The sequence below is a fragment of the Tateyamaria algicola genome, assembly GCF_047715485.1.
GTDB lineage: Bacteria > Pseudomonadota > Alphaproteobacteria > Rhodobacterales > Rhodobacteraceae > Tateyamaria.
This window is the reverse complement of sequence record NZ_CP180422.1, coordinates 780,655-807,461: the sequence shown is the minus strand read 5'-3', so window position 1 is coordinate 807,461 and position 26,807 is coordinate 780,655. Positions and strand designations below refer to the sequence as shown.

The 26,807-nt window shown below is 62.3% G+C and carries 23 protein-coding genes and 2 pseudogenes; 17 read left to right on the top strand and 8 right to left on the bottom strand.

Annotated elements, in window-relative coordinates; all coding sequences use genetic code 11:
- Positions 1–233: 233 nt before the first annotated feature.
- A pseudogene (locus ACMHLQ_RS06355) lies at positions 234–476 on the bottom strand (ABC transporter permease); the annotation flags it as partial.
- 146 nt (positions 477–622) lie between these two features.
- Positions 623–1,624, bottom strand: a complete 1,002-nt coding sequence (locus tag ACMHLQ_RS06350) for a LacI family DNA-binding transcriptional regulator (RefSeq protein ID WP_415403947.1) — start codon at positions 1,622–1,624, stop codon at positions 623–625.
- Between the two features lie 238 nt (positions 1,625–1,862).
- Between ACMHLQ_RS06350 and ACMHLQ_RS06345 the strand changes: the two genes are divergently transcribed.
- The 14 genes from ACMHLQ_RS06345 (at position 1,863) to xylA (ending at position 15,440) form a co-directional block, all read left to right on the top strand.
- Entirely contained in the window at positions 1,863–3,428 is a 1,566-nt protein-coding gene (locus ACMHLQ_RS06345) for an extracellular solute-binding protein (protein WP_415403946.1), read from the top strand.
- Positions 3,429–3,501: 73 nt separating this feature from the next.
- On the top strand, positions 3,502–4,362 hold the full coding sequence (locus tag ACMHLQ_RS06340; protein ID WP_415403945.1) for a carbohydrate ABC transporter permease: 861 nt from the start codon (positions 3,502–3,504) through the stop codon (positions 4,360–4,362).
- Entirely contained in the window at positions 4,359–5,297 is a 939-nt protein-coding gene (locus ACMHLQ_RS06335) for a carbohydrate ABC transporter permease (RefSeq protein WP_415403944.1), read from the top strand. Before ACMHLQ_RS06340 ends, ACMHLQ_RS06335 begins: the two co-directional genes overlap by 4 nt.
- Positions 5,294–6,388: an ABC transporter ATP-binding protein gene (locus ACMHLQ_RS06330; RefSeq protein WP_415403943.1), complete on the top strand. Its 1,095-nt coding sequence runs from the start codon at positions 5,294–5,296 to the stop codon at positions 6,386–6,388. The genes ACMHLQ_RS06335 and ACMHLQ_RS06330 overlap by 4 nt, the downstream gene beginning before the upstream one ends.
- Positions 6,388–7,413 (top strand): ABC transporter ATP-binding protein, encoded by a 1,026-nt coding sequence (locus tag ACMHLQ_RS06325; RefSeq protein ID WP_415403942.1) that lies wholly within the window; start codon positions 6,388–6,390, stop codon positions 7,411–7,413. Before ACMHLQ_RS06330 ends, ACMHLQ_RS06325 begins: the two co-directional genes overlap by 1 nt.
- Positions 7,414–7,429: 16 nt before the next feature.
- Positions 7,430–8,515, top strand: coding sequence for a Gfo/Idh/MocA family protein (locus ACMHLQ_RS06320; RefSeq protein WP_415403941.1), 1,086 nt, complete (start codon positions 7,430–7,432; stop codon positions 8,513–8,515).
- A 17-nt stretch (positions 8,516–8,532) separates the two neighbouring features.
- On the top strand, positions 8,533–9,447 hold the full coding sequence (locus ACMHLQ_RS06315; RefSeq protein WP_415403940.1) for a sugar phosphate isomerase/epimerase family protein: 915 nt from the start codon (positions 8,533–8,535) through the stop codon (positions 9,445–9,447).
- 63 nt (positions 9,448–9,510) lie between these two features.
- On the top strand, positions 9,511–10,590 hold the full coding sequence (locus tag ACMHLQ_RS06310) for a fatty acid desaturase family protein (protein WP_415403939.1): 1,080 nt from the start codon (positions 9,511–9,513) through the stop codon (positions 10,588–10,590).
- Between the two features lie 9 nt (positions 10,591–10,599).
- Complete coding sequence (locus ACMHLQ_RS06305; RefSeq protein ID WP_415403938.1) at positions 10,600–10,917, top strand: MocE family 2Fe-2S type ferredoxin; 318 nt, start codon at positions 10,600–10,602, stop codon at positions 10,915–10,917.
- 5 nt (positions 10,918–10,922) lie between these two features.
- Positions 10,923–11,726 (top strand): 3-methyl-2-oxobutanoate hydroxymethyltransferase, encoded by an 804-nt coding sequence (locus ACMHLQ_RS06300; protein ID WP_415403937.1) that lies wholly within the window; start codon positions 10,923–10,925, stop codon positions 11,724–11,726.
- A 17-nt stretch (positions 11,727–11,743) separates the two neighbouring features.
- On the top strand, positions 11,744–12,898 hold the full coding sequence (locus ACMHLQ_RS06295) for an aldose 1-epimerase family protein (RefSeq protein WP_415403936.1): 1,155 nt from the start codon (positions 11,744–11,746) through the stop codon (positions 12,896–12,898).
- Positions 12,898–13,938 carry an NAD(P)/FAD-dependent oxidoreductase gene (locus ACMHLQ_RS06290; protein ID WP_415403935.1) on the top strand — a complete coding sequence of 347 codons (1,041 nt, stop codon included), beginning with the start codon at positions 12,898–12,900 and terminating at the stop codon, positions 13,936–13,938. Before ACMHLQ_RS06295 ends, ACMHLQ_RS06290 begins: the two co-directional genes overlap by 1 nt.
- Positions 13,886–14,107 carry a hypothetical protein gene (locus tag ACMHLQ_RS06285; RefSeq protein WP_415403934.1) on the top strand — a complete coding sequence of 74 codons (222 nt, stop codon included), beginning with the start codon at positions 13,886–13,888 and terminating at the stop codon, positions 14,105–14,107. Before ACMHLQ_RS06290 ends, ACMHLQ_RS06285 begins: the two co-directional genes overlap by 53 nt.
- A gap of 31 nt (positions 14,108–14,138) precedes the next feature.
- Positions 14,139–15,440 (top strand): xylose isomerase, encoded by a 1,302-nt coding sequence (gene xylA, locus ACMHLQ_RS06280; RefSeq protein ID WP_415403933.1) that lies wholly within the window; start codon positions 14,139–14,141, stop codon positions 15,438–15,440.
- Between the two features lie 76 nt (positions 15,441–15,516).
- Here the strand turns inward: xylA and ACMHLQ_RS06275 are convergent, their stop codons facing one another.
- The 4 genes from ACMHLQ_RS06275 to ACMHLQ_RS06260 form a co-directional block, all read right to left on the bottom strand.
- Positions 15,517–17,076, bottom strand: a complete 1,560-nt coding sequence (locus tag ACMHLQ_RS06275; RefSeq protein WP_415403932.1) for an ABC transporter substrate-binding protein — start codon at positions 17,074–17,076, stop codon at positions 15,517–15,519.
- A gap of 112 nt (positions 17,077–17,188) precedes the next feature.
- Complete coding sequence (locus ACMHLQ_RS06270; RefSeq protein ID WP_415403931.1) at positions 17,189–18,766, bottom strand: ABC transporter substrate-binding protein; 1,578 nt, start codon at positions 18,764–18,766, stop codon at positions 17,189–17,191.
- 120 nt (positions 18,767–18,886) lie between these two features.
- Complete coding sequence (locus ACMHLQ_RS06265; RefSeq protein WP_415403930.1) at positions 18,887–22,030, bottom strand: efflux RND transporter permease subunit; 3,144 nt, start codon at positions 22,028–22,030, stop codon at positions 18,887–18,889.
- Positions 22,030–23,196, bottom strand: coding sequence for an efflux RND transporter periplasmic adaptor subunit (locus tag ACMHLQ_RS06260; RefSeq protein WP_415403929.1), 1,167 nt, complete (start codon positions 23,194–23,196; stop codon positions 22,030–22,032). The genes ACMHLQ_RS06265 and ACMHLQ_RS06260 overlap by 1 nt, the downstream gene beginning before the upstream one ends.
- Positions 23,197–23,272: 76 nt before the next feature.
- On the opposite strand from ACMHLQ_RS06260, the gene ACMHLQ_RS06255 reads away from it, so the two are divergent.
- From ACMHLQ_RS06255 to ACMHLQ_RS06245, 3 genes are read left to right on the top strand one after another with little or no spacing between them, the layout of a single operon-like run.
- A complete protein-coding gene (locus tag ACMHLQ_RS06255) occupies positions 23,273–23,899 on the top strand; it encodes a TetR/AcrR family transcriptional regulator (RefSeq protein ID WP_415403928.1) in 627 nt (208 codons plus the stop codon).
- A gap of 54 nt (positions 23,900–23,953) precedes the next feature.
- Complete coding sequence (locus ACMHLQ_RS06250; RefSeq protein WP_415403927.1) at positions 23,954–24,193, top strand: hypothetical protein; 240 nt, start codon at positions 23,954–23,956, stop codon at positions 24,191–24,193.
- The gene (locus ACMHLQ_RS06245; protein ID WP_415403926.1) at positions 24,190–25,155 is read left to right on the top strand and encodes a D-2-hydroxyacid dehydrogenase family protein; all 966 of its coding nucleotides are present in this window, start codon (positions 24,190–24,192) and stop codon (positions 25,153–25,155) included. Before ACMHLQ_RS06250 ends, ACMHLQ_RS06245 begins: the two co-directional genes overlap by 4 nt.
- On the opposite strand, the pseudogene ACMHLQ_RS06240 reads toward ACMHLQ_RS06245, so the two are convergent.
- A pseudogene (locus ACMHLQ_RS06240) lies at positions 25,136–26,028 on the bottom strand (AbrB family transcriptional regulator). The gene ACMHLQ_RS06245 and the pseudogene ACMHLQ_RS06240 overlap by 20 nt on opposite strands.
- Before the next feature lie 128 nt (positions 26,029–26,156).
- A complete protein-coding gene (locus tag ACMHLQ_RS06235; protein WP_415403925.1) occupies positions 26,157–26,792 on the bottom strand; it encodes a GntR family transcriptional regulator in 636 nt (211 codons plus the stop codon).
- Positions 26,793–26,807 lie beyond the last annotated feature (15 nt).

Here is a 26,807-nt window from a genome sequence, read left to right as displayed (position 1 = left end):
CCCAGTTCCACAGAAAATAGGTAAATCAACAGGATACCGATCAGGAAGGTGGGTAATGATACCCCGATCAAAGAGGCTGACATGATCACGTTGGCCCCCAATCCGTTGCGCCGGATCGCGGTGAACACGCCCAGACCGATCCCGATGGAGATGGCGAGAAAACCGCTGACCGCAGCCAGTTCCAAAGTCGCCGGAGCCCGTTCGAGGAGGATGTCCGACACGGGCCGCCCCTGCCGGTAGGATACGCCGAAATTGCCCTGCACGGCGCCGCCCAGGAACTTGTAGTACTGCACCACAAAGGGCTGATCGAGGCCGAGGACTTCGCGCAGCCGTTCGATGTCGGCCTGGGTGCGTTCCTGCCCCAGCATGTTGTCGATGGGGTCACCGACAAAGCGGAACATGGAAAATGCCACCAGCCCCACGACCAGAAGGACGAGGGCGGACTGGCCGACGCGTTGGATGATGTATGCGAGCATTGCCAAAGCAGATAACGTCGCGCCGGGAGCGTCAAGCGGAAAGCAGTGCGGAGGATGTTTTGCTGCCGGGCGCGCTGCGGATATGCGCAGCGGCGCCCCCGTGCCTGCCAGCCCCTGGATGCTGTTTGGTGGTGCAGAACGCGCAGTTACAGGGCCGGGATGTTTTCGGCAAAGACCACTTGCAGACGGGGCAGGTATTGCGGCTCTGCCGCGCCGCGCACCGCAGAGGCGAGCAGTTTGACCACCTCGCGCGCTTCGACCCTGGGGTTCTGGTCGATCACCGCGTCCACTGTTCCATCCAGCAGCATCCGTTTTGTCGCGCCCGTCAGGTCATGAGCGATAAAAACTGTATCGCGGTGAATGCCTGCCTCGTTCAGGGCTTGCCCGATCCCCTGGTTGCCGGAGCCGACGCTGTAGATGGCAGATGGGGGACTGGCGGCAAGGATGCGGCGCATTTCGGCATAGGCACGGTCGCGGTCATCGCTGACCTCGACGATTTCCGAGATGGTGAGGTTGCGGAAGTCCTGGGCGAGGATGGATTTGAACCCCATCTCGCGTTCCTCGTGTCCGCGATAGCTGAGCGAGCCGATCACGATCACCACGTTGTGGGACTTGTCCGGGTGCAGGAACCGCCCCATCAGCAACCCTGCCAGCCGACCGGCAGACCGGTTGTCGATCCCGATATACCCCGCCTTTTGCAAGGACGGCAGGTCAGACACCAGCGAGGCCACGGGCACCCCGTTGTCCGACAGGTTTTCAATGGCTGCGCGCACCGAGGGGTGATCGAGGGTCACCAGCCCCACCGCGTCGGTTTTGCCCGCCAGTGAGTTCAGGCGCAGGGCCATGTGGTCGGGGTCCAGCCCGTCAACGACATGCACCATGGGTTGGATGCCGCCGTAGTTGCGCGCCTCTTCGAGCAGGTATTGATGCAGCAAGCCCATGAACGAATTGCTGCCCGCAGGCAGAACGAAATCCATGCGAATGGCCGCTTCGTCCTCAACCGGGCCAAACCAGCCACGCCGCCGCGCGATGTCCAGCACGATGTTTCGGGTGCGCGCGCGCACGCCGGTCCGCTCGTTCAGGACGCGGTCGACCGTGGTGACTGATACACCGGCCTCTTGTGCGATCTCTGCCAAAGTGACTTTCATCGAGGTGCCTCGCCTTAGTCCGTCATTCCCCCATCAAAAAGCATCATTTTGGCGAAAGGAAAGATATTTCCCGCAAAAATAGAGCGCTTGCAGCCAAAGCGAAGGAAAATGGTGGAAAATGATGGTCAATGATGTTTGCGATGGGATCATTTCCAATCAAGTCTGCTCTCAGCGGGGACATTCAGATCCCCTGGGAGGGAAAATGCCACATCAATCCAAACTGTCACGACGGTCGTTTTTGGCGTCATCAACCGGTGCTGCTGCCTTGGCGGTTGCAACGCCGCTTTATCTGCGGCCCGAGCGTGCGCGGGCGGCCACGGGCCTTGCCGAAGGTATGATGGGGGGACCCACGGGTTTTGACGGTGCGGAACGCTATCAGTATGGGCCAGACACCCCCGAAGGCCGCGCCATCGACGCGGTGCGTGCGATGAAAGACGCAGGCTCTGCGCCCGAGCGTATCGTTCTGGGCCTGTCGGACGGCTCCATCGGTCAGATCACGCAGCCCTTCCCGGCCGGTGCGCCGTCGATCAAGGAATTGTGGGAGCAGGAGACCGGCATCACCCTGGACATCGTTGGTGTGCCCAACGGTCAGGAATTCACCAAGGTTATGCAGGACATTTCCACCAAGGGTGGCGGGTTCGATATCTACGCCGTCGAGTGGAACCGGTTGGGTGATCTGGCGGAGTCCGGCGGAATCGTCAACCTGGACGAATACGTCGAAACCCATAAACCCGAATGGGACATGCCCGAGCGTGGCTATGTGGGCGGCGAACAGGGTGTGAGCCTGCTGAACGGCTATCGCGGGTCGATCTACGGGGTCTGCCTGGATGGCGATTTCCAGACATGGAACCACCGGACGGACCTGTTTGGAGACGTGGCCGAACAAGCGGCCTTTGCGGACAAGCACGGGTACGCCCTTGCCCCGCCCAAGACGTGGAAAGAGCATGATGAGATCGCGGCCTTTTTCCACCGCCCTGATGACGGGCTGATCGGTTGTACTGACCTGCGCAATCAGGGGTGGGGATATACCAACTGGTATCAGCGCTATGTCACCATGGCCTCGCCCAACCAGTTCCTGTTTGCCGATGACGGCACCGCGCTGATCAATTCGGAGCAGGGGGTGCAGGCGACCATGGAATATGTCGCATCGCTGTCGCATCACTCGGCTGATGCGATTTCCTGGGGGTGGCCCGAGCAATACGGCAACTTCGCCACGGGTGGCGCCGCGATGACCTGCGCGTTTTCCAACCTGCCGAAATTCCTCGACAATCCGGGAAATGACGGGTCGAGTGTGACCGGCAAGATCGGGTCGCACCTGCCGCCTGGACGGGACCATGCAGATGGGCGCATCAGCCGGACCGTGTTGTGGTTCAACCTGTCGGCATCCGTCTCGACCCAGTCTGAGCATCCAGAGCTGTGTTACCTGTTCCTGCAATGGTTGGGCTCGTCACGCATCTATTCGTGGATGACGGCCAATCCGGGCGGTTTCTTTGACCCGTTCCAGCTTGCCAACTTCTCGGACCCCTTGGTGCGCCAGACCTATCATGATTACCACATGGATGTGGTGCGGGAGTCGGTGCGCCGGACAGTGCCGACCATCAACTATCCGGGTGCGACGGCCTTCCACAACGCGCTGGACGAAAACCTGACAGCAGCGTTGACCGGCTCGATGTCGCCCGAGGACGCCATGGCCAACACCGAACGGCAATGGAAGCGCATCGCGCGGCGTGTTGGCGAAGACAAGCTGGTCGAAGCCGTCCGCGCCAACAAGGCGGCCTGGCCGGATCTGGTTGATCCGGTCTGACCACCTGCTTGAGGGAAGAGGCATAGTCTCCCAACAGCCTCTTCCCACCTGCCTCTCTACCGATGGATGACTGATGCAACGCGCGATCCCTTTCGAGATTTTCAGATATGCCGTGATCCTGGGCATCGTCGCGATTTCGCTCGTGCCGACGCTTTGGATGATCTCCATGGCGTTCAAGCCGATTGCCGAGTGGTCCGCCGCCGGTGCCGATCTGACATGGTGGCCGCGCAATCCGACGCTGGACAACTTTCGGTTCATTTTCGGCCAATCCTCGACCGATCTGATTGTGGCGCTGGAACGCACGGCGGGGCGTCCGATCTTTGCATCGTTGCTGACGGCGACGTTTGGCACGCTGATTGCAATGACGGCGGGCACGGCGGCGGCCTATGGCCTGTCACGCTTTGGTCATGGCGGCAATCTGCCTTTGGCGCTGATCCAGTTGCGGCTGTTCCCGCCGATGGCGGTGATGATCCCGGTGATGATCATGTGGTCGTTTTTGGGTCTGATCGATAACTGGTTCGGGCTGTCGCTGATCTATGGCATCGTGACGCTGCCCTTTGCCTTCTGGCTGATGAAGACGTTTTTCGATGATATGCCGCGCGAGATCGAGGATGCCGCTCTGGTCGAGGGCTGCACCCGCTGGCGCGTTTTCGTGCGGATCACGCTGCCGATGATGCGCCCTGCGCTGGCGTCTTCTGCGCTCTTTGTCTTTATCCTGAATTGGTCGGATTACCTGATTGCGCTGCTGCTGACGACGCGCGACTGGGCAACGATCCCGGTCTACATGGCCTCGCTGTCCTCTTCGATGACCGGGCAGCTTTATGGGGCCAAGGCCGCACTGGGCGTGATTGCAGCCGTTCCCCCGATCATCATGGGCATCGCGATCCAGAAACACTTGGTGCGCGGCCTGACATTCGGAGCGTTGAAAGAATGACCAACGTTTCGACCATCGCACCTGTCGCCGAAGAGGCGCGGGCCACCTCAAAGACCGGTGCGCGCCTTGGCCTGTGGCTGACGCTGCCTGCGCAGCTTCTGGTGCTGTTCATCGCGCTGTTTCCCATCCTGATGCAGGTCTACATCTCGCTGACCGACTGGTCACCGCTGGATGGCATTCCCTGGTGGCGTGCGCATGAGCTGTGGATTGGCCTGCTGAACTATGCAGACCTGATGGCGGACAGCCGGTTCTGGGGTGCCTTGTGGCGGACGCTGTTCGTGATGGCGGTCTGCGTGCCTGTTCAGTTCCTGTTGGGCCTGGGTCTGGCGGTTCTGTTTGTCGATGATTTTCGTGGCAAGCGGGTGCTTTATTCTACGCTGCTGGTGCCCATGATGGTCGTGCCTGCGGTGGCTGGGTACATGTTTTTCATGCTGTTCCAGTCGGGCGGCCCGGTGAATGACCTGTTGTCGCTGTTCACCAGTGACCCTGTGCGCATTGCGTGGCTGTCTGATCCTGACCTTGCCCTGATCGCTGTCATGGTGGCTGACATCTGGCAGTGGACTCCCCTGATGTTCCTGATCCTGCTGGCCGGCATGATCAGTGTGCCGCAGGATCAGCAGATGGCGGCGATCCTGCTGGGCGCATCCTGGTGGCGGCGGTTCTTTACCATCGTCCTGCCCCGGATGAAGTCGATCATCATCATCGCGCTCGCGATCCGCGTGATCGAGATTTTCAAGATATTCGACACGCTGTTCATCATGACCGGCGGCGGCCCCGGCGTCGCCACCGAAACGATCTCTGTCTACATCTACAAGGTCACACAACAGGAGCTGATCTGGAGCTATGTCGCGGCCATCGCGCTGGCCATCCTGATCGTGCTGTCGGTCGTGTCTGTCTTTGCCATCAAGCGGATGCAGCGGGGGCAAAAGACATGAGCGAGATTGCACTGGAAAACCTCGGCAAGACCTTTGGCGATTTTACTGCGCTTGCGGACATGAACCTGACCATTGCAAATGGTGAGTTCATGGCGCTGCTGGGCCCGTCGGGGTGTGGCAAATCCACGACGATGAACATGATCGCAGGCATGTTGAGCCCGTCCTCTGGTGCCATCCGGTTCAACGGGCATGATGTGGTCGACGTGCCCATGGCCAAGCGCGGCGTCGGGTTCGTCTTTCAGAATTATGCGATCTTCACCCATATGTCGGTGCGCGAGAACCTCGCCTACGGTCTGCGCGCGCAGGGTGTTCCGGGGGCAGAGATCACCAAGCGGGTAAAGGCCTTTGCCGAGTTGCTGCAACTCGAGACGATGCTGGACCGCACGGCGGCGGGCCTGTCGGTCAATATCCTGCAACGCCTCGCCATTGGCCGTTCCGCCATTCTGGAACCCGCGATCTTTCTGCTGGATGAACCGTTGTCCAATGTCGATGCGGCCTTTCGTGCCGTCATGCGGTCAGAGTTGAAAAGCCTTCAAGGCCAGTTTGGGCAGACCATGGTTTATGTGACCCATGACCAGTTGGAGGCCATGACAATGGCCGATCGGATTGCAGTAATGGATCATGGCAAGCTGTTGCAGGTCGGCACGCCGCTCGACATCTACAACAATCCTGCCGACACGTTCGTGGCCCGGTTCATTGGTGCGCCGGGGATGAACATCCTTGGTGGGCGTTTGGTTCAAACGGGCGATGCGGTGTCTGTCGAGGTGCCGGGTATCGGGTCGGTTGCATTGCCGTCCGCATTGCAGGCCGCCGCGTGCGATTTGAACGGCCCGGACGTCCAGATCGGGTTTCGCCCGGAGCAGGTGAGTGCTGCGAACACGGGGCTGACCATGCGCGTGGGTCTGGTGGAACGGATCGGGGCGCGCACCATCGTACATCTGGAACATGACGGGATCGCCGCCAAGGCTGTCCTGCCCGCAGATGTTGCGCCCCCGGTGGCGCGCAAGGCATGGACGTTTGCCGTGCCCGAAGAGGGCGTGCGCTTGTTTGACCCGGTGACCGGGCAGGCGCTGAAGGCGAGGGCGCACTGATGGCCTCTATCCGCTTTGAAAACGTGTCGAAATCCTATGGCGATGTGCTGGCGGTCGATCAGGTCAGCTTTGAAGTGCCGGACAACGCGTTCTTCTGCTTCTTTGGGCCGCCCCTGTCCGGCAAATCCACGATCCTGAAGCTGATCCTCGGGCTCGAGACGCCAGACAGCGGCGAGATTTTCTTTGACGGTCGGCCTATGCGCGATGTCAGCCCGCCGGATCGGAATGTGGCGATGGTGTTCCAGAACCTCGCCCTGTTCCCGCATATGACAGCGCTGGAAAATGTGCGGTTTCCGCTGGTGGAGCGCAAGATTGACGAAGCCACGATCAAGGCGCGTGTCGCCGAGGTGACGGACAAGCTGCACATGGCCCACATCCTGCACAAACCGCCCGCCCAATTGTCGGGTGGCGAGCGGCAGCGTGTGGCGATTGCCCGCGCGCTGGTGCGCGATCCCGTCGCTTATCTGATGGACGATCCCATTTCGGCGCTGGATGCACGCCTGCGCGAGGAAACGCGGGTCGAATTGCGCCGGATGCAGCAGGACATGGCCAAGACGCTGATCTATGTGACCCACGATCAGGAAGAGGCGATGTCCGTCTCGGATCAGATGCTGATCCTTGAGACAGGCCGTGTGCGCCAGATCGGGGCGCCCCATGACCTCTATGACGCGCCCAACAGCGCCTATGTGGCCTCGATGCTGGGCGCGCCTGCGATGAACATGGCCGACACTGCGGATGCGGTCGGCGCGCTGTCCAAAGCGCCGGGCATTGGGCGCGGCACCAAGACGGTGGGCATCCGGCCCGAGAATCTGAAAGTGGCGCGCAAGGACGGGCCCGGACGGGTCACGGCGATTGAGCCATTGGGCGCCACGACTGTGCTATCTGTGGAGGCCGCAGGGGTTTCGTGGAAAGCGGCGCTGCGCGGTCAACCCGACCACGAGATCGGCGCGCCCGTGGAATTGAGCGTCGATGCCGGTGGGCTGCACTGTTTCGATGCGCAGGGCAATGCCCTGCCTGCGGCATGAAGAAAGGCGAGTGAAGATGACACAACTTGAGCTGAAGCCCGACCCGGACATCCGGGTGAAAGAGTTCAGGATCGGCTGCATCGGCGCCGGGATGATCATGGCCGAATGCCACCTTGCGGCCTATGCCGAGGCCGGGTTTGAGGTTGTGGCCATAGCGTCGCGCACCAAATCCCGCGCCGCAGAGGTTGCGACCCGCTGGTCGATCCCGATGGTGCATGACACGCCCGAAGCCCTCATTGCCGACACGGATGTCGAGATCGTCGACATCGCCTATCCCCCGGACCAGCAGCCTGCACTGATCCGCGCCGCGCTTGCCGCCTCAAACGTCAAGGCGATCCTCGCGCAAAAGCCGCTGGCGCTCACACTGGACGAGGCGATTGCCCTGCGCGATGAGGCGGCGGCCGCAGGCAAGATCCTGTCGGTCAATCAGAACATGCGGTTTGACCAATCCATGCAGGTGCTCAAGCAGCTTTTGGATCAGGGCGCGCTGGGCGATCCGGTTTTTGCCCAGATCAACATGAACGCCATCCCCCATTGGCAGGGGTTTCTGGAAGACTATGACCGCCTGACACTGGCCAACATGAGTGTGCACCATCTGGATGCCTTGCGCTTCCTGTTCGGGGAGGTGGCCGAAGTCACCTCTGTCACCCGACAGGACCCGCGCACCAGCTTTGCGCATCAGGATGGTATCGTCGCCACCACGTTGCGCTTCGCCTCTGGCGTGCTGGCACTGTCGCTTGAGGACGTCTGGGCCGGGCCGCGCGAAGAGGGGTTCGAGGACGATCAGACCATCACTTGGCGCGTGGAGGGCACCAAGGGGGTGGCCAAGGGCAGCATCGGCTGGCCGACGGGCACGCCGTCCACCCTCAGTTATGCCAGCGCCAGCCACACGGGCGGCAAGTGGGTTACGCCGGACTGGGACTCGATGTGGTTTCCACACGCTTTCATCGGCGTGATGGAGCAGCTGCAATACGCAGTCGAGACCGGGACGGAACCGGCCCTGAACGTGGTCGACAACGTGCGCACCATGGCGCTGGTCGAGGCCGCCTATCAATCCATCGAACACGGGAAAACCGTGCACATGAACGACATCAAACACTGAACGGGAGGAACGGACCAATGATGCAGACAGGGATATTCTCGGGGTACTTCCCCTACACGCTGGAAGAAACCGCCAGGGTGATCCGGGCGCATGACTTCAACTGCGTCCAGCTGGATATGCATTTCAAGGACTTGGACGTCTCTGATGGCCAGATCACCAAGGACAAGTGTATTCAGGTGCGCGAGACGTTTCGCCGCCACCACCTGCCGGTCTCGGCCATCTCTTGCTATACCAACATCATCAATCCGGACCTCGACAAGCGCAAGGTTCTGCTGGACCGCTTCAAGGAAATCCTGCGCCATGCGCAGTACCTCGGATCACCCTTTGTCTGTTCGGAAACGGGTACGTTCGACACCGAAAGTGACTGGGTCCACCACCCCAAGAACAAGACTGAAGAAGGCTGGGACGATTGCCGCACCGTCATCGCGGAACTGGCGCAATACGCCTATGATCACGGGGCGGTGTTCCTGCTGGAAACCTATGTGAACAACGTCGTCGGATCGGTCGAGGAAACCCTGCGCATGTTTGCAGAGGTCGATCACCCCGGTCTGGGTCTGATCATGGATCCCACGAACTATTTCGAGGACCACAACATCGACAAGATGGATGCCACGCTGAACCACGTCTTTGATGCCTTGTCCGACAAGATCTATCTGGCCCATGCCAAGGACGTGACGCGCGCCGAAGATGATGGTGCCGAAAAACATGCCGATATCGGCGACGATGAGGCGGCTGAAAGCCACACGTTCCGCGGTGTGGGGGCCATCGAATTGCCTGCCCCCGGTCTGGGTGTGCTGAACTACGATCTGTACCTGCAGCGGCTGGCCAAGAAACACCCCAACATCTCGATGATCATCGAGCATCTGGACGAAAGCGACGTGCCGCGCGCCAAGGCGTTTCTGGATCAGAAACTGTCCGAGAACGGCCTGTAACCCCTGTCGCCCGGGCCTTGGCGGGTCCGGGCACCCTTCACCCCTTCAGAACGGGAGCCGAATGTGACCACTGCGACAACCGACATTCCGCCACGCGACTACCGACTGTCTGACGAGAACGCGCAGGAGGCTTTTGCGCGCGGACTTGCCTCGGCCGACTGGTATCACACGGATGTGGACCGCAAGGCGATGAAGGCGCTGATGAAGCGCAGCGATGGGCCCGCGATCCGCGACACGGTGATCTGGCTTGGCCTGTTGGTGGTGTCGGGTTTGGCTGTTGTCGCCCTGTGGGGGTCTTGGTGGGTCTTGCCCTTTGTGCTGGTCTACGGCGTGCTTTATGGATCGGCCTGTGACGCGCGCTGGCACGAATGCGGCCATGGCACCGCGTTCAAGACGGCGTGGATGAACGATGCCGTCTACCAGTTCGCCAGCTTCCTTGTGATGCGTAATCCGGTGACCTGGCGGTGGAGCCATGCACGCCACCACACCGACACGGTGATCGTGGGCCGGGATGCCGAGATTGCCGTGATGCGCCCGCCGGATCTGCTCAAGGTCGTGCTGAATTTCGTTGGCATCTTTGACGTCTGGTATTCGCTAAAGGCGCTGTTGCTGAATGCGGGCGGCGTGTTGCAGGAACACGAGTTGAGTTTTGTGCCCGAGGCCGAGCATGGCAAGGCTGTCGCCGCCGCTCGCGTGCATATCCTGATCTATGCGGCGACGATTGTTGTGGCCATCGGCATGGGCTCCTGGCTGCCCCTGGTCCTGATTGGCGGACCGCGCATGTATGGCTGCTGGCACATGCTGATGACCGGGCTGTTGCAGCATGGCGGGCTGGCAGACAACGTCACCGACCACCGCCTGAATTCGCGCACCGTGCTGATGAACCCGGTCAGCCGCTTCATCTACTGGAACATGAATTACCACGTCGAACACCACATGTTCCCGATGGTGCCGTTCCACGCATTGCCGCAACTGCACGAGCTGATCAAACACGATCTGCCCGCAGCCAACCCATCTATCTGGCACGGCTATGCCGAGATGATCCCCGCCTTTCTGCGCCAGTTGCGCAACGAGGATTACTATGTCCGCCGCGCACTGCCGCCCACCGCGAAACCCTACCGCGAAGACCTTCACGAGATTTGAGAGGCCCTGATGTCTGACTGGATTGATGTATGCGCCACCGATGACATCGAGGAAGAGGATGTTATCCGCTTTGACCACGGTGCGCGCAGCTTTGCCATTTACCACTCCCCCAAGGGCGAGTTCTTTGCCACCGACGGGCTATGCACCCACGAACAGGTCCATCTGGCCGATGGGCTTGTGATGGATCACACGATCGAGTGCCCCAAGCACAATGGCCAGTTCAACTACACCACCGGCAAGGCCACGCGCCTGCCTGCCTGCGATCATCTGGGCATCTATCCGGTGCGCGTTGTCGATGGTCAGGTCCAAATCCAACTGAGCGAGTGACCCCGATGCCCCGTACCAGACCCACCATTGCCGACCTGCGCGCGATCCGTGGCACGCGCCAACTGTCCATGCTGCGCGTGCTGACCCTGCAAGAGGCAGAGGCGGCAGAGCGAGCGGGCATCGACATCGTCTCGATCCCGCCGGATCTGATGCTGGACCCCGAATACCGCGACGCCGCCCCCAGCCTGTTTTCCATGCCGGGTGACAATTTTTACGAGATCGGGGCCCCGGATGATTTTCTGCGCTGGTCGTTCCAGATGTATCGCGCGGGCGCCGACGCGGTCTATTGCAGCGCGGGGTTCGGCACGGTCAAGAAGATGGCGGACGAGGCGATCCCGGTGATTGGCCATGTGGGTCTGATCCCCTCGCGCGCCACATGGACCGGCGGTTTCAAGGCCGTGGGCAAGACCGCCCAGTCGGCGATGGAGATCATGGAGGCGGTGCGCAAATACGAAGCCGCCGGTGCCTTTGGGGCCGAAATCGAGGTTGTCCCGGTCGAAGTTGCCGAAGAGATCTGCAAGCGCACCTCGTTGTTCCTGATCTCCATGGGGGCGGGCACGGGGTGCGATGCGCAATACCTTTTTGCCGATGACATTCTGGGCCAGACGCAGGGCAAAATGCCCCGCCATGGCAAGGTCTATCGCGACTTCAACGTCGAATACGCACGGCTTCAGGACGAACGGATCGCGGCCTTTGGCGAATTCAAGGCAGATGTGGATAGCCTCGCCTACCCGGAGGACCGCCACATCGTGAAGATGGACCCGGCCGAGTTGGACCAGTTCATGTCGCAACTGGATGCCGCCTCGTGAGGCTCTATGGCCAAGACATGACCCGACGCGAGGTTGCCGCCCTGTCCGGCGATCTGTCGCAATTTGCTGGTGTGCGGAAGATGACACTGTGTGATGGGGCAGAGGCAGGCCAACGGGTGCTGGAGTTTCGAACCGGCACCGGCCTGCGCTTTACCCTCATGGTGGATCGCTGCATGGACATTGGCAGTTGCGAGTATAATGGCATGGCGATTGGCTGGCATTCTGCTGCTGGGTTCCGCAACCCGGCCCTGCACGACGCCGAGGGCGAAGGCGGTCTGGGTTTCATGCGCTCGTTCTCGGGCCTTCTGATGACCTGCGGGCTGGATCATATCCTCGGTGCATGCGAGGCAGAGGTACCGGAGTACAACTATCCCGGACGCCCCACAGCGTCTTACGGCATCCACGGGCGCGTTGGCATGCTCCCCGCGCGCCTGACTGGCTATGGTGAGCGGTGGGAGGGTGACCGCTGTTTCCTCTGGGCCGAGGGGGTTGTCCGCCAATCCGCCGTCTTTGCCGAAGACCTGGAACTGACCCGCCGCATCGAAATCGAGGTCGGCACCAACGACATTCACCTCAGTGACGAGGTGCGCAATCGCGGGTTCAACCGCACCCCGCATATGCTGTGCTATCACATCAACGTCGGCCACCCGGTTCTTGCCGAGGGCGCGCGTTATGTGGCCCCGATCGAGGATGTTGTCTGGGCTGCCCATGTCGACACCTATCAGGATCAGGGGGTCGGCTATGCCCGGCCATCAAGACCCGCCGATACCTTCCGCGAACAGGTCTGGCAGCACGAGATGAAGGCCGATGCGGCGGGCAATGTCGCCATCGCCCTGATCAACGACGCCTTGCCCCTGGGGCTGGAGGTGACAACGCGCAAATCCGAACTGCCCTGCACCTATGAATGGCAGCACCTGCAATCGGGCGGCTATGCCTTTGGCATCGAACCCGCGACCCACCATGTGCTGGGCAACGGGTTTGCCCGCGAGCGGGGCGAGATGATCTGGCTCGACCATGGGGACCGCCGCACCTACAGCGTCACGTTCAAGGTTCTGGCGGACGCGGATGCCATCGCGCGCAGTGAGGCCGCGATTGCGGCCACGCAAAAGCAACCTGAGGAGCCCTTTCCCGTGCCGTCTGGTGATTTCCGGGCACTTTCGGGCCGGAGCTGATGGCAGGGATCGTCATTGTCGGAGCCGGATATTGCGGTGTCAGCGCGGCCCATGCGGCGCGTGAGGCAGGGTATGACGGTCAGATCACCTTGATTGGCGATGACCCGGAATGGCCCTATGAACGCCCGCCCTTGTCCAAGTGGGAGGGGGCGGAGCCGCGTGTGCAGCCGATACTTCCGGAGGGTTGGTACGGCGACAATGACGTCGACCTGCGGCGCGGCACGCGTGTCACCGCCCTCGACCGCGCGGCACGAAAAGTGATGTTTGGTGCGGATGCAACTTTGCCTTACGCGAAACTCCTGCTTGCCACCGGAGCCGCCCCGCGACACTTGCCGCCCGGGGCGCTGGCCGCAGTAACTCCACACTATTTGCGTAGCCTGTCCGATGCGCAGGCTCTGGCAAGGCAGATAGGCGACGGGGCGGATGTGCTGATTGTCGGTGGTGGTTTCATCGGGCTCGAGCTTGCTGCGACCCTTGCCGCGCGCAAGGCCTTTGTCCATGTGATCGAGGCGCAGGACCGGATATTGGCCCGTGCCCTGCCGCCGGAAATCTCGCAACGGGTGCATGATCTGCACGGCGCATGTGGCGTCACGATCCATACGGCCACTGCCATCACGGCGATCGAGGACACTGTTGCGCGTCTGTCCAATGGGCACAGCGTGCGGGCAGAACATGTGATCGTTGGCATCGGGTCGGTGCCCAATACCCACCTCGCCGCAGGGGCTGGCCTGCATGTGGACAATGGCATCGCCGTCAACGACCGTTTTGCCACGCAAGACCCCGATATCTTTGCCGCCGGTGACTGTTGCAGCGTGCCTGTTGCGGCAGGGCGGCGGGTTCGGTTTGAATCCTGGCAAGTGGCGGGTGATCAGGGGCGTCGCGCGGGGCAGGCCATGGCGGGTGTGACGCCTGACGGGGCCGCGCCGCCCTGGTTCTGGTCCGATCAGTTCGACCACTCTGTACAAGTTGTCGGCTTGCAGGCGGGTGGTGGGCAACAGAATCCAGCGCCCCTTGCCGGAGGGCGGGATCCTTTCGATTGAAACGGGGGCGGATGGGCACATCACGTGCGCTGCGGGCTTTGCCCCCGGCAATGCGGTGGGCCGCGACATCAAGATCATCCAAAAGCTCATGCAAGCGGGGATCGCAACCGACCCCACCGCGCTGGCTGACCCGGATACCCCCCTGAAAACCCTGCTCAGGCAGCGCTGAGCCGCTGTCAGAAAGACAAAAGGAGCCGTACGTGCCAGACTTTTTCAAGGATATCCCGCCCATCGCCTTTGAAGGACCGGAAACAGACAACGAGTTTGCCTTTCGCCATTATGACCCGGATCTGGTGGTGATGGGCAAAACGCTGAAGGATCACCTGCGCTTTTCCGCGGCCTACTGGCACTCTTTTGCCTGGCCCGGCGGTGATCCGTTTGGCGGGCAAACCTTTGAGCGCCCGTGGTTCGGGGACACGATGGCGCTGGCCAGGCAAAAGGCGGACGTCGCCTTTGACATGTTTCAAAGGCTTGGCATGCCGTTCTTTTGCTTTCACGACGCGGATGTGCGCCCGGAAGGCCGGGATTTTGCTGAAAACACCCGCAATCTTGAGGAAATGGTCGACTATTTCGCGGCAAAGATGGAGGCAACCGGGGTCAAACTGCTTTGGGGCACGGCCAACCTGTTTTCGCACCGCCGGTTCATGGCCGGGGCGGCGACCAACCCGGACCCGGAGGTATTTGCCTTTTCCGCGGCCACGATCAAAACCTGCATGGATGCCACGATCAAACTGGGCGGTGAAAACTATGTGCTCTGGGGCGGGCGCGAGGGCTATGAAACCCTTCTGAACACCGACTTGGCGCGTGAACGCCAGCAGGCGGGTCGGATGCTTCAGATGGTTGTCGAGTATAAGTACAAGACCGGTTTCAAGGGTGCGATCCTGATCGAGCCCAAGCCGCAGGAACCGACCAAGCACCAATACGACTATGACGTCGCCACGGTCTATGGTTTCCTCAAGGAATTCGGTCTGGAAGGCGAAGTGCAGGTCAATATCGAGCAGGGCCATGCGATCCTGGCCGGGCACAGTTTCGAGCACGAGTTGGCCATGGCGCGCGCGTTGGGCATTTTCGGCTCGATCGACATGAACCGCAACGACTACCAGTCGGGCTGGGACACCGATCAGTTCCCCAACAACGTGCCCGAGGTGGCGCTGGCCTATTACGAGGTGCTGAAGGCTGGTGGATTCACCACGGGTGGTACGAATTTCGATGCAAAGTTACGGCGGCAATCGCTGGATCCCGAGGATCTGATCCTGGCCCACATCGGTGGGATGGACACCTGTGCGGCGGGGTTCAAAGCGGCCGCTGCCCTGCTGGAAAATGGTACGTTGGAGGAGATGCGGGACGCGCGATATGCGGGTTGGGACACCGACTTTGGCAAAACGGTTTTGAATTCGGACTTGTCTGCGATCGAAACCCTGACGCGGGAGCGTGCTATCAATCCGCGCCCGAGGTCCGGCAGGCAGGAACGTCTGGAAAACGTGATCAATCGTTTTGTTTGATTGCTGTGCAAGTGGTCGCGCTGCGGTCGGGGCCGCCTGATGAGTAGCGGCCCCGGCTTTGTTGTGCTGCGCAGGTCTAGTTCACTGTCACCCAGCGCAGGATGAAGAAGTTGTCGGGGCGTTGTGTCAGGTCCACATTGGCCTTGGCCCCCCAAACCAGTGGCTGGACGTACATGGGCACGTAGGCGACCTCGTCCTGCAGGATCTTTGTGACCTCATCCAGCATCGCCTGACGCTTGGTGTCGTCAATTTCGGACTGGATCATGGGCAGGAGTTCATCGACGCGGGCATTCGAAAAGCCGCCAAAGTTCCAACTGCCCAGCTTTTTCTCCTCGTTCGGGGTCGAGGCGAGGAAGCGGATCGGATGTTCGGCATCGAACGTGCCCGGCGACCAACCCAACAGGTACATGTCGTAATTGTCCGCGCGCAATTCGGGCCAGTAGTTCTGGACCGGCATCGCGTCGAGTACTGCGGTGATCCCGACCTGGGCCAGCATGCCCGTGACGGCCTGACAGACGGCTTCGTCATTCAGGTAGCGGTCGTTGGGGCATTTCAGGCCGAAGGAGAACCCGTCGCCGTACCCTGCCTCCGCCAACAGAGTCTTGGCGGCCTCAGGATCGTAAGCCGGGCGGTCGGCCAGCGCGGCGGAGTAGCCGCGCATGGCGGGGCTGACCAACTGGCTCGCGGGTTCGGCATTGCCGCGCATGATGGTTTGCAGAACCGCGGGTACGTTGACGGCGTGGGCGACAGCCTTGCGCACACGGGCGTCGGCAAACGGGTTCGCGTCCGTGGTCTCGTTCGAGTATTTCAGCGCGTCGGCTTCATGCGGGAAGCCGAGCATGATCACCCGCGCCTCGATCCCCTGGATCACCTTGACGCTGTCATTGCCGGCCAGCCGCGCTGCGTCCTGGATCGGGACGGGGTTAATCAGATCGACATCGCCCGACAACAGCGCTGCAACAGCTGTAGCTGGGTTCTGGATCGGCGTCAGTTCGGCGCTGGTGATGTTATGCGTCGCCGTGTCCCACCAGCCCTCGAACGGTTCCAGCACGGTACGCAGACCTGGTTCGCGGGTTGTGACCATGAAGGCGCCGGTGCCATTGGTGTTCAGCGTGGCGTAGTTGCCGCTTTCCTTATCGGGCAGGGCGGTGCCGTTAGCCTCGGCCCAGCCGCTGTCCATGATCATCCAGTTGGCGATGCTGTCGGGAAAGATCGGGTTGGGCGCGGATGTCATGATGTCGACGGTGTAGTCGTCAACCTTGATCACATCCGAGACGGGCGCGAACCAGCTGCGGGTGTCAGAGGCCTCGTCGCTGGCGCGTTGATAGGAAAAGATCACGTCGTCGGCGTTGAACGCTTCGCCGCCGTGGAACGTCACGCCCTGGCGCAAGGTGAACCGCCAGCCTTCGCCCGCACCGATGGGTTCCCACGCGGTGGCAAGGGCCGGTTCGATGGCCATGTCCTTGCCCCGGCGCACAAGCCCCTCATAGACGTTGTTGAGAAAGCCGAGCACCGGCGCAGAGTTGACCGCGTGCGGATCCATGGTTTGCGGGTCCGTGGTTTCGGCCCATTTGAATTCGTTGGCGATGGCGGGGGTTGCCAGCAAGGTGCTGGCCAGAAGGAAAGCGCGGATCATATGGTTTGGTCCTTGATGCGGTTTCAATAAACGCGGTGAAAAACGGGCAACACCCCGGCGCGCATTCGGGGAAAACGGGCAGGGGGCCGCAAGTAAGCAGCCCCCGACCGGATCAGTTCATGGTGATGTATTTGACCTTGGGTTGGTCCTCGGGGTCGACTTCGATCCCGACACCTTCGGCCATGCCCCAGTTCAGCACCTGGTGGTGGATGGGGATGTAAAGCGCCTCGTCCTGCACCACGCGCCAGATGTCGGCGATGTCGGTGTTACGCACCTCCAGATCTGTGTTGGAGGCCAGCGATTTGATCTTGGCGTCCAGATCGTCGTTGTCAAAACCGGTGCCGTTCCACGTGCCGATCTCGCTTTCCCGCCCGTGGACGAGGAAGTTGAAGATGTATTCGGAATCGTAGGTCGGAACACCCCAGCCCAGCATGTAGAAGTCGGTCTTGCCGTCAGTGATCAGCGGGAAGTGCTGCGCCTTGGGCTTGGCGTCAAGGTTCACGGTGATGCCGATCTGGCCCAGCATACCCACGGCCGCCTGACAGATGGCTTCGTCGTTGATGTAGCGATCATTCGGGCAGTCGAGACGGATCGAGAAGCCATCGGCGTAGCCTGCCTCGGCCAGCAGAGCCTTGGCGGCATCGAGATCGGTGGAGGATTCGGCGTCCATCTCGGCCGTCCAGCCGTTCACGAAGGGCGGCGCGATCATGCCAGCCGGTTCGGACTGGCCGCGCATTACAACCTGGCGGATGGCGTCGCGGTTGATCGCCTTGGACATTGCCTGACGCACGCGCACATCGGCAAGGGGGTTCTTGCCGTCCACATTGTCCGCCTCGATGTCATCGGCGCCCTGGTTCATCCCGAAGAAGATGACCCGGTTTTGCGGCGCCTGCTTGACGGTCAGACCGTCAGCGGCGTCCACGCGGCCAAGGTCTTGCACCGGCATGTCCTGAAGGAAATTCACCTCACCCGACAACAGGGCCGCAACGCGCGTGGCGGCGTTCTGGATGGGGGTGTAGACGATTTCGGTCACTTCCATCGGGAATTGATCGATGCCCCAGTAGCTGTCGTTGCGCGCCATGACGGTTTTCACGTCAGGCTCGCGCACTTGCAGAACATACGGGCCCGTGCCGTTGGCATTGGTGGTGGCGAATGTGATCTCGCCGCCCTCGAAATCCTGCACGTTCACGGTGTTGTTCGCCTCGGTCCAGTCCTTGTCCATGATGAACAGGTTGGTGAGGTTCGAGGGCAGGATCGGGTTCGGGCCGTCGGTGACCATTTCGATGGTGTAGTCATCGACCGCGCGCACTTCGGTGATCGAGCCGATCAGCTCTTTCATGTCCGAATTGGGCTGTTTGGCGCGCTCAAAGCTGAACACCACGTCTTCGGCCGTGAAGTCGGCACCGTCGTGGAATTTGACGCCTTCGCGCAGTTTGAAGACCCAGACGTTCGGGTCATCTGTTTTGGGTGCCCATTCGGTCGCAAGCGCCGGTTCAAACGTGCCTGTCGTGTCGCGGATGATCAAAGGCTCGTACATCTGGTGGCGAATCGTGTGCGAGGGCCCTTCGTTCTGGGAATGCGGGTCGAGCGTGAGCGCGTCGCCCGCGCGGGCCCATTTCAGCGTTTCGGCGCTGACGATGGCGGTGCTGGACAGCAGCAGCGCGGCGGATAGGACTGACGTGAGTTTCATGGAAATCTCCCCTATGTTTTTCTGCTGGCGAGTGTTGGGCACTGCGGACGAATTGGCAAGCAGGTAGGAGAGGGCGTCGCCGTGACAGGGCACAGCGACGCAACATTTTGTGGCAGGCGCCTATTCGGCGGCTTGCTGGTAGGGCGGGTGCAGCACGAATGGTGCATCACCCGCGTCCTCCTGCGCCACCATTTCGGGTGTGCGACGGCGCACCCGGTGGATCAGAGCAAAGACCGGCGGGGTGAAGTAGAACGACACCACGGTGGACAGAAGCACGCCGCCCGCGACAGACATCGCGAAGGGAGGCCAGAACCCGCCCCCGGCGAGGATCAGCGGCAGGAAGCCTCCGAAGGTCGTGATCGTCGTCGACACGATGTGACGGCTGGAGCCCATGACCACATCGACCATCGCCTCTTTGTCGCCGCTGGCGGCCAGGTCATCCTCTTGCAGGCCGGTCAGGATGATGATCGCCGCGTTGATCGACACCCCGATAGAACCGATGACACCGATGATCGCATTGATCCCGAACGGATACTGGAACACCGCCAGCGCCAGAATGCTGAGCCCGGCGGAGAGGCCAGAAACGACCAGTACCACAGCCGTCAGGCGGAAGGAGTTGAAGGTCAGCGCGATGGCGGCAATCGACAGGGTGACGATCAGACCAAGCGAGGCAAGCAGGTCCGACAGCGTGTCGTTGCGCGCATCGCTGTCGCCACCGAGTTCCAGTTTCACACCCTCGGGCACGGCAAAGCCTGCCGCATCCAGCGCACTTTGCACCTCGACCAGGGCCTCTTCGGGCAACACGTCGCGCAGGATAAAGGCCTGCACCGTATTCACCCGCTCACCGTTGCGCCGGGTGATGGAGGATGCCGCCGGTTCCAGCGCGATGGTGGACACGGCTGACAGGGGCAGGGCGGGCCAACGCCCCGAGGCGGTCAGTTGTTCGGCATCCGGGCGCAGGATCGGCAGGTCGCGGATGGCCTGAAGCGAGCCGCGCGTGGCATCGCCGAGGCGCACACGGATCGGCAGTTCCTCGTCCCCTTCGACCATGGAACCACCCGTGACGCCCTCAAGCCCTGCCTGAAGTTGCCCGGCGATCTGGCCGAGATCGAGGCCAAGCAGTTGCGCCTGTGCTTCGTTCACGCTGACCACGGCCTTGGGGGCGCCGCCGCCGATGGTGCTGCGCGCAATCAACACGCTGTCCACCTCGGCCACGATGCGGCGCGCCTCATCCCCGATCTCGCGCAGGTTTTCCAGATCGTTGCCGACAAAGCGCAGCTCGACCGGGGCGTTGACCGGCGGGCCCTGGACCAGCCCGCGCACGAGGATCTGCGCCTCGGGGGCTGTCGTGGCGAGCGTGCGTTGCAGATCGCGCAGGATCTCTTCGGTCGCCTCCGGTGAGGTGGTTGTCAGCAGCGCCTGCGCGTGACCAGGCGCGTTGTCCCGCGCGCCGACGATGTTGTAGTAAAAGGCCGGGCCCGAGCGCCCCACCGTCCACATCACCTGCGTGATCCGGTCATCTGACGTCAGTCGTGCGTTCAGCCTGTCCACCACATCCGCTGTATCGGCAATACCGGCTCCGGGGGCGAGGTCCACCTCGATATAGAATTGGTCGCGGTCCACGCCGGGAAAGAATTGTGCCGTGAGTGTTGGCATGGACAGGAACCCCATGAGGGGAAGGACAAGCGCAAGGGCGATTGAGCGGACCGGGTTGTTGACCGACCATCGCAGGGAGGCTGCGAAGGCACGCCCCAACGCGCCCCCCTTGATGCCGCCCCGTGTGCCGTTGGCGGGCAGCAGGCGGCCCGCGATGGCCGGGGTGAGCGTGATGGCCACGACGAAGGACCAGCCGAGCATGATCACCACGGCGATGGCAATTGAGCCGACAAAGTCGCCTGCAGGCCCGGGCAGCAGGATCAGCGGTGTGAAGGACAGCGCGGTTGTGACGGTCGAGGCAAGCAGAGGCGCAAAGAGCCGTTTCACCGACTGGCCAGCGGCCTTGATCCGGCTGACCCCTTTTTCGAGCCGTTGCCCGACCTCGTCCGTCATCACGATGCCCGCATCGACCAGCAGGCCAAGGGCCACGATCAGGCCAGTCACCGACATCTGGTGAATGGCGAGCCCGATGAAATTCATAGTGAACAGGGTGGCGAGGGTTACCACCGGCAGGATCAGCGCCACGATCATGGCAGAGCGCAGGCCAAGCGTGAGCAGCAGCACGCCCACGACCAGGCTGACACCAATGGCCATGTTGGTCGCCACTTCCTTGAGGCGGTCGGCGGTGTAGCCGCTTTGATCAAACGTCAGGTCTAGGGCGACTCCCATGGGCACCGTGTCCTGATAGCTCTCGATCTCGGCGCGCACGAAACCGGCCCACACATCGACTTGCAGCCCGGATTCCAGCTTGGCCGCCAGCAGCACGCTGGGCTTGCCGTTGTAGATCGCCAGTTCGGATTGTGGCATCTGCGGCCCACGCGTGATCTCGGCCACTTGCGACAGGTACGTGACAGCCCCGGTGTCAGACCGCCGGATCACGATTTCGCCCAGCCGATCCAGTGCCTCGACCTCGCCCGAGACTGAGATCAACAAATCAGACCCCGCAGGGCGCACGCGGCCCGCTGGCCCCTTGGCGTCCGCAGCGGCGATGGCGCGCGAGACGTCGGAGGCGGTCAGGCCCAGGGAGGCGGTTGCCACGGGATCGAGCGTGACCAGCACTTCGTCTTCGGGCGCGCCAAAGACCTCGACCAGTTCGGTGCCGGGGATATTGCGCAAGTCCTGCGCCAGGTCGCGAGCATAGCGGCCAAGGATCGTGGTGGGCACGCCCGGTTCCGCCGAAAAGGCCGCGATGGCGGCAAAGGCGCTGCCGCCATCGGTGTCGAATTCCGGTTCCAGCGCATCGGCGGGCAGGGTGGGGGCGAGTTCGGCAAGGTCATCGCGGATCTCGGCCCAGACCTCTTCGATCCGTGTGTCCGCGACCGTGACACCCAGTTCGACCGACACGATGGAAATGCCGGTGGACGAGGTGCTTTCGATCACGTCGACTTCTGCGACTTCGCGCAGGATGTCTTCGATCGGTTGGGTCACCAGTGCCTCGACCCTTGCAGGGTCTGCACCGGGCACGACGGTGGTGACAGTGCCAAAAAGGTTGGTGATGGTGGGGTCTTCCTGCCGCCCGATGGCGAGGAGCGAGGACAGGCCAGCGGCGATGATGACCAGCAAGGCAAGCGCAACGATGCGGGGCTGGCGGAAGGTGAGGGTTTCCATCACTTGTCCCCTGCGATCTGAACACGGTCACCGGGCACAAGGCGATGGGTGCCGTCGGGCACGATCATCGCTTCGCCTTGCAGGGTGCCGCGCACAAAGGCGGTGTTGCCTTCGATCTGCAACACTTCGACAGCGGCGGCACGGGCGGTGTGTATGTCACCCTCGTCCGGTTCAAGCACCATGACTGTCCACAGTCCGCGCACCCCGTCGCGCAGTGCGCGCAGCGGTACGGCATAGCCTTGCTGGTCAAGGGCGGTGTTCAGGGTCAGCGTGCCGGAGGCGAGGTAGACGGGATCGGTCGTGTCGATTTCAAACAGGGCGGTGCGGGTGCGGGTCTGTGCATCCAGATCGGGGCGGAAGCCGACGAAGCGGGCGTCATATGCGATGCCGTCCACGGTAATGATGGCCGGTTGGTCGGCGACGGAGCGGCCCAATTTCGGGTCAATGCCGACACGGAACAGGGGCGCTGTGTCTTCGCGGATGTCGAGTACAGGGGTGCCCACGGCAAGGATCGCGCCCGGATCGACATGGCGCGCGCCGATCCGGCCGGTGAAGGGGGCGACAAGTTCGGTTTGCGAGAGGCGAATGTCGACTTGGGTGATGGCCGCGTCCACCTCGGCGATCTGCGCCTCGAGCGCGGCAAGGCCGAGGGCCGTGTTGTCCACCGCCTGATCCGAGGCAAAGCCACGTTCGCGCAATTCGGTCTGGCGCACGGTGGTGCGGCGCGACAGTTCGGCCTGGGCCACAAGGGCGTCGCGCGAGGCGACGAGGCGGGCGCGGTCTGCGGTGAGGATACGGGTGTCGAGGCGGGCAATGACCTGCCCGGCCTCGACCTGGTCGCCTTCATCCACTGTAAGGATGTTGAGGCGGCCACCCTGCTCGAAACTCAGGGACACGGTCTGGGCCGCTTCGACCTGGCCGTGGAACTGGCGGGTGACAGTCATGGTGTCCGTGGGTGCAACACGCAGCGCGGCGATGGAGGCCACCGGCGCTGCGGGCGGGGCATCCACGGCGGCGGCGCGCGTGGCCAGCGTGGCACTGCCCAGCCATATGGCCCCCGCAGCGAGCGCAATCACCGAGGCAGTTCCGGTCAGGGTCACAAATCCGCGCACCGCGCGCTTCCATAGCGGCGCTTTGGGTGTATCTTCGGATCGATCATGTGCCATGGTGCGGCTCCTTGACTCTAAGTGAGTGGCGCTTACTTGTTGAGAGTGATATGTAATAGCCACTTACTTTGACAAGGTGGCAGAGCAAAAAAAGTTGGAGCAGGACGACATGACAGCTGCACGTGCGCAGTATCACCACGGTGATTTAAGGGCGCATCTTATTGAAACTGTTCGCATTCTTGTGGAAGAGAAGGGCGCGGACGGGTTTTCGATTTCCGAAGCGGCGCGCCGCGCGGGCGTGAGTTCTGCCGCGCCCTACAAGCATTTTCACGACCGCAACGAAATTGTGCGCGCCGTGGCGCTGGCCGGAATCGACCGGATGCGGGACCAGATGGACGAGGTTGCGCTGGCCGCGCGGGGCACGCGTCTGGGGCCCATCGTGGCGCTGGGCACGCAGTATTCCGAGTTTGCGCGGGCAGAGCCCGGCGTGTTCCGGCTGATGTTCGGCCTGACCAAGGGGCATGAGAAGGACGACGAGATCAAGGCGCGGGGCGACGCGTGCGCGGATGTCGTGCGCCGCGAGGTAAGGCTGGTGATGCCAGAGGGCACCCCAGACATGGAGATCGCGCGCCGTGCGCACATGCTGCACATGTTCGTGCATGGCCACGCCTTCCTCGAGATCGACGGCAAGAACGATCTGGACCTTACGGCCGAGCAGGAACATGCGCTGATGGTGGACATTGCGGAACGCATCATGGCTTGATCCCAGTCACTCAAATTGGTATACCGTGGTATACAATTGAGTATGGAGGCCAATATGGAAGATACCTATGCTGACTGCATCACCGTGGCACGGGCTGAATTGGCCTCGGCGCAATGGTTGCTGGCGCAGGAAATCCGCAGCTATCCGACCCCCATTTCGGGCTGTGATGCGCAGTTCAACCATCTGCTGGCCGAACGCCAGCGCGTGACCGAGGCGCTTGGCCAGCTTGACGCGTCCGTCTTTGTGCCGACCCCGCGGATGCCCACACCAGACAGCCGGATTGAAAGCCGGTGAAGGTACACATTCTCGACGACTGGTTCGATACGCTGCGCGGCCTGCCCTGTTTTGCAAAACTGGCGGGCCATGATGTGACGGTGTGGACGGATCACGAACCCGACCCGGCAAAGCTGGCGGCCCGCGTGGCGGATGCCGAGTGTCTGGTGCTGTTTCGAGAGCGCACCCGGATTGGCGCGGACCTGCTGGACCGCCTGCCGGGCCTGAAACTGATCAGCCAGCGCAGCGTCTATCCTCATATTGATGTCGAGGCCTGCACCCGCAACGGTGTGCTGCTCTGTTCGAACATGCACGGCGGCGCGCCGTCCTATGCAGCCGCCGAGATGACGCTGGCCCTGATCCTTGCGCACTATCGCCAGATCCCGCAGCAGGCGGCATCGCTGAAGGCGGGCAAATGGCAGATGGGTGTGGGCCGCACGTTGCGGGGCCGCACGCTGGGCCTCTATGGCTATGGCCGGATTGCGGGTGCTGTTGCCCAATATGCCCAAGCCATTGGCATGAATGTGCAATGGTGGGCGTCCGAGGCAGGGCGGGCGCGGGCCAAGGCGGATGGCGCACGTGTGGCGGACAGCCGCGCCGCGTTCTTTGCCACCTCGGACATTGTCAGCCTGCATGTTCGGCTGAAACCCGAGACGCGCGGCATCATCACGCCGAATGATCTGGGCGCGATGCAACCGCGCAGTCTGCTGGTCAACACCTCGCGCTCGGGCCTGATTGCGCCGGGTGTGCTGGAGGATGAGATTGCGCGCGGGCGCATCCATGCCGCTGTTGATGTCTTCGACGCCGAACCGATGGTGGATACCGGCCACGTTCTGGCGACCCATCCCAATGTGCTGGCTACACCCCATATCGGCTATGTCACCGAGGATGAGTTCGATCTGCAATTCTCGGACATCTTCGACCAGATCAACGCCTATGCCAGCGGCGATCCGATCCACATGATCAACCCCGAGGTGCGTTGAACAGGCGCGCAAACAGCGGCGCTCCGAGTATCACCACGAAAATCCGCAACACATGATGCGCGATCACAAAGGCCATGTCGGCCCCGACGATCAGCGCGAGGATGGTCAGTTCGGCCTGCCCGCCGGGGGCAAAGGCCAAAAGTGCTTCCATCCCCGGGGCAAGGCCCATCATATAGACCGCCTCGACAAAGATCAGGGTCAGCACGATCAGGATACCGCAGAACCCAAGGCCCGCCGCCAGATCGCGGCGGACTTCTGTCATGGTGATGCCGGTGTACTTGGTGCCCACGGTCATCCCAATAAAGAACTGCGCCGCCCAGATCCCCTCGACCGGGGGGCGGTGCAGCAGCAGCCCCCCAGCGCGCAGGCGGCGGCGATGATCAGGGGGCCGAGGATCGACGCGCCGAACATGCCGATGCGCTTGGCCCCCTGCCAGCCGACGATGGCGCAGACGACCATCAGCGCGAGTTGCAGCGGCGGGATGCTGGTGGCAGGCGCACCGGGCGGGTTGGACAGGTCAGCATCCCACAGACCTTGCAGGATGAAGGGCAGGGCGACGACGATCACAAGTACGCGCGTGGCGTGGATCAGGGACAGCGAGCGGGGGTTGCCGCCTGCCTCCTCTCCGAACACCAGCATGTCCTGCAAGCCGCCGGGCATGGTGGAGTAGTAGCTGGTTGCGAAATCAAAGCCCCAGATGCGCTGGAAATAGGGCACCCCGATCAGGCCGATCACCACGATCATGAGTGGGATCATCAGCAGCGTGGGCCACATCCCCACCATCGACATCAGCAAAACGGGTGTGAAGGTGGCACCCACGGCCACGCCCAGCACGGTGCGCATCGCCTCGTTCACCAGCTTGATGCTTTGCATCCGCACCCCGACCAAAGCGCTGATGAGGCAGGCAAAGATGGGGCCAAGTAGCCAGGGCAAGGGCAGGGCGAGCAGATGGAACAGTGCCACGCCCAGCCCCGCGATGGCAAAGGTCATCAGGATGCGCATCACCGGCCCAGCACCTTGAGGCGGTGGCGCAGCGAGGTTTGCAAATGCGCCTCTGCGGCCTCACCTGCGGCGTCAGCATCGCCTGCCTCGATCGCGTCAAGGATATCGGTGTGCTGTGCGGTGACCGTTGCGATCCGGGCTGCATCGTCCAGCGTTGTTGGCCCCATCAGCATCAGCGCATTGTTGAGTGCACGCGCGCTATCGAGCAGGAAGCGGTTGCGCGTGGCCAGGTAGATGCCCCGGTGAAAGTCCTGGTTGAGGGCGGCGGCCTGTGCCGAGGCGCTGGCCGCAATGGCCGCGTTCAGATCGCGTAGCGCGTCCACTTCGGCGGCGGCCGCGTGTTTTGCAGCCATCTGCGCGGCGGTGCGTTCCAGCACAATCCGCATCTCGTAGAGCTCGACCAACTCGCCATGGCTCAACTGGCGGATCACGGCGCCCAGACGCGGGCGGTGTTCGACGATGCCATCAGCCTCGAGCCTGCGCAGCGCCTCGCGCACCGGCGTGCGCGAGAGGTTCAGCCGTGTGGCCACATCCGTTTCGCGCAGGCGGTCGCCAGGGGAAAATTCACCAGCGCGGATGGCGCTCAGCAGTTGGGCATAGGCGGCTTCGCCTTGGCTCATGTCTGGGGTGGTCATACTGCCCTCTTGCAA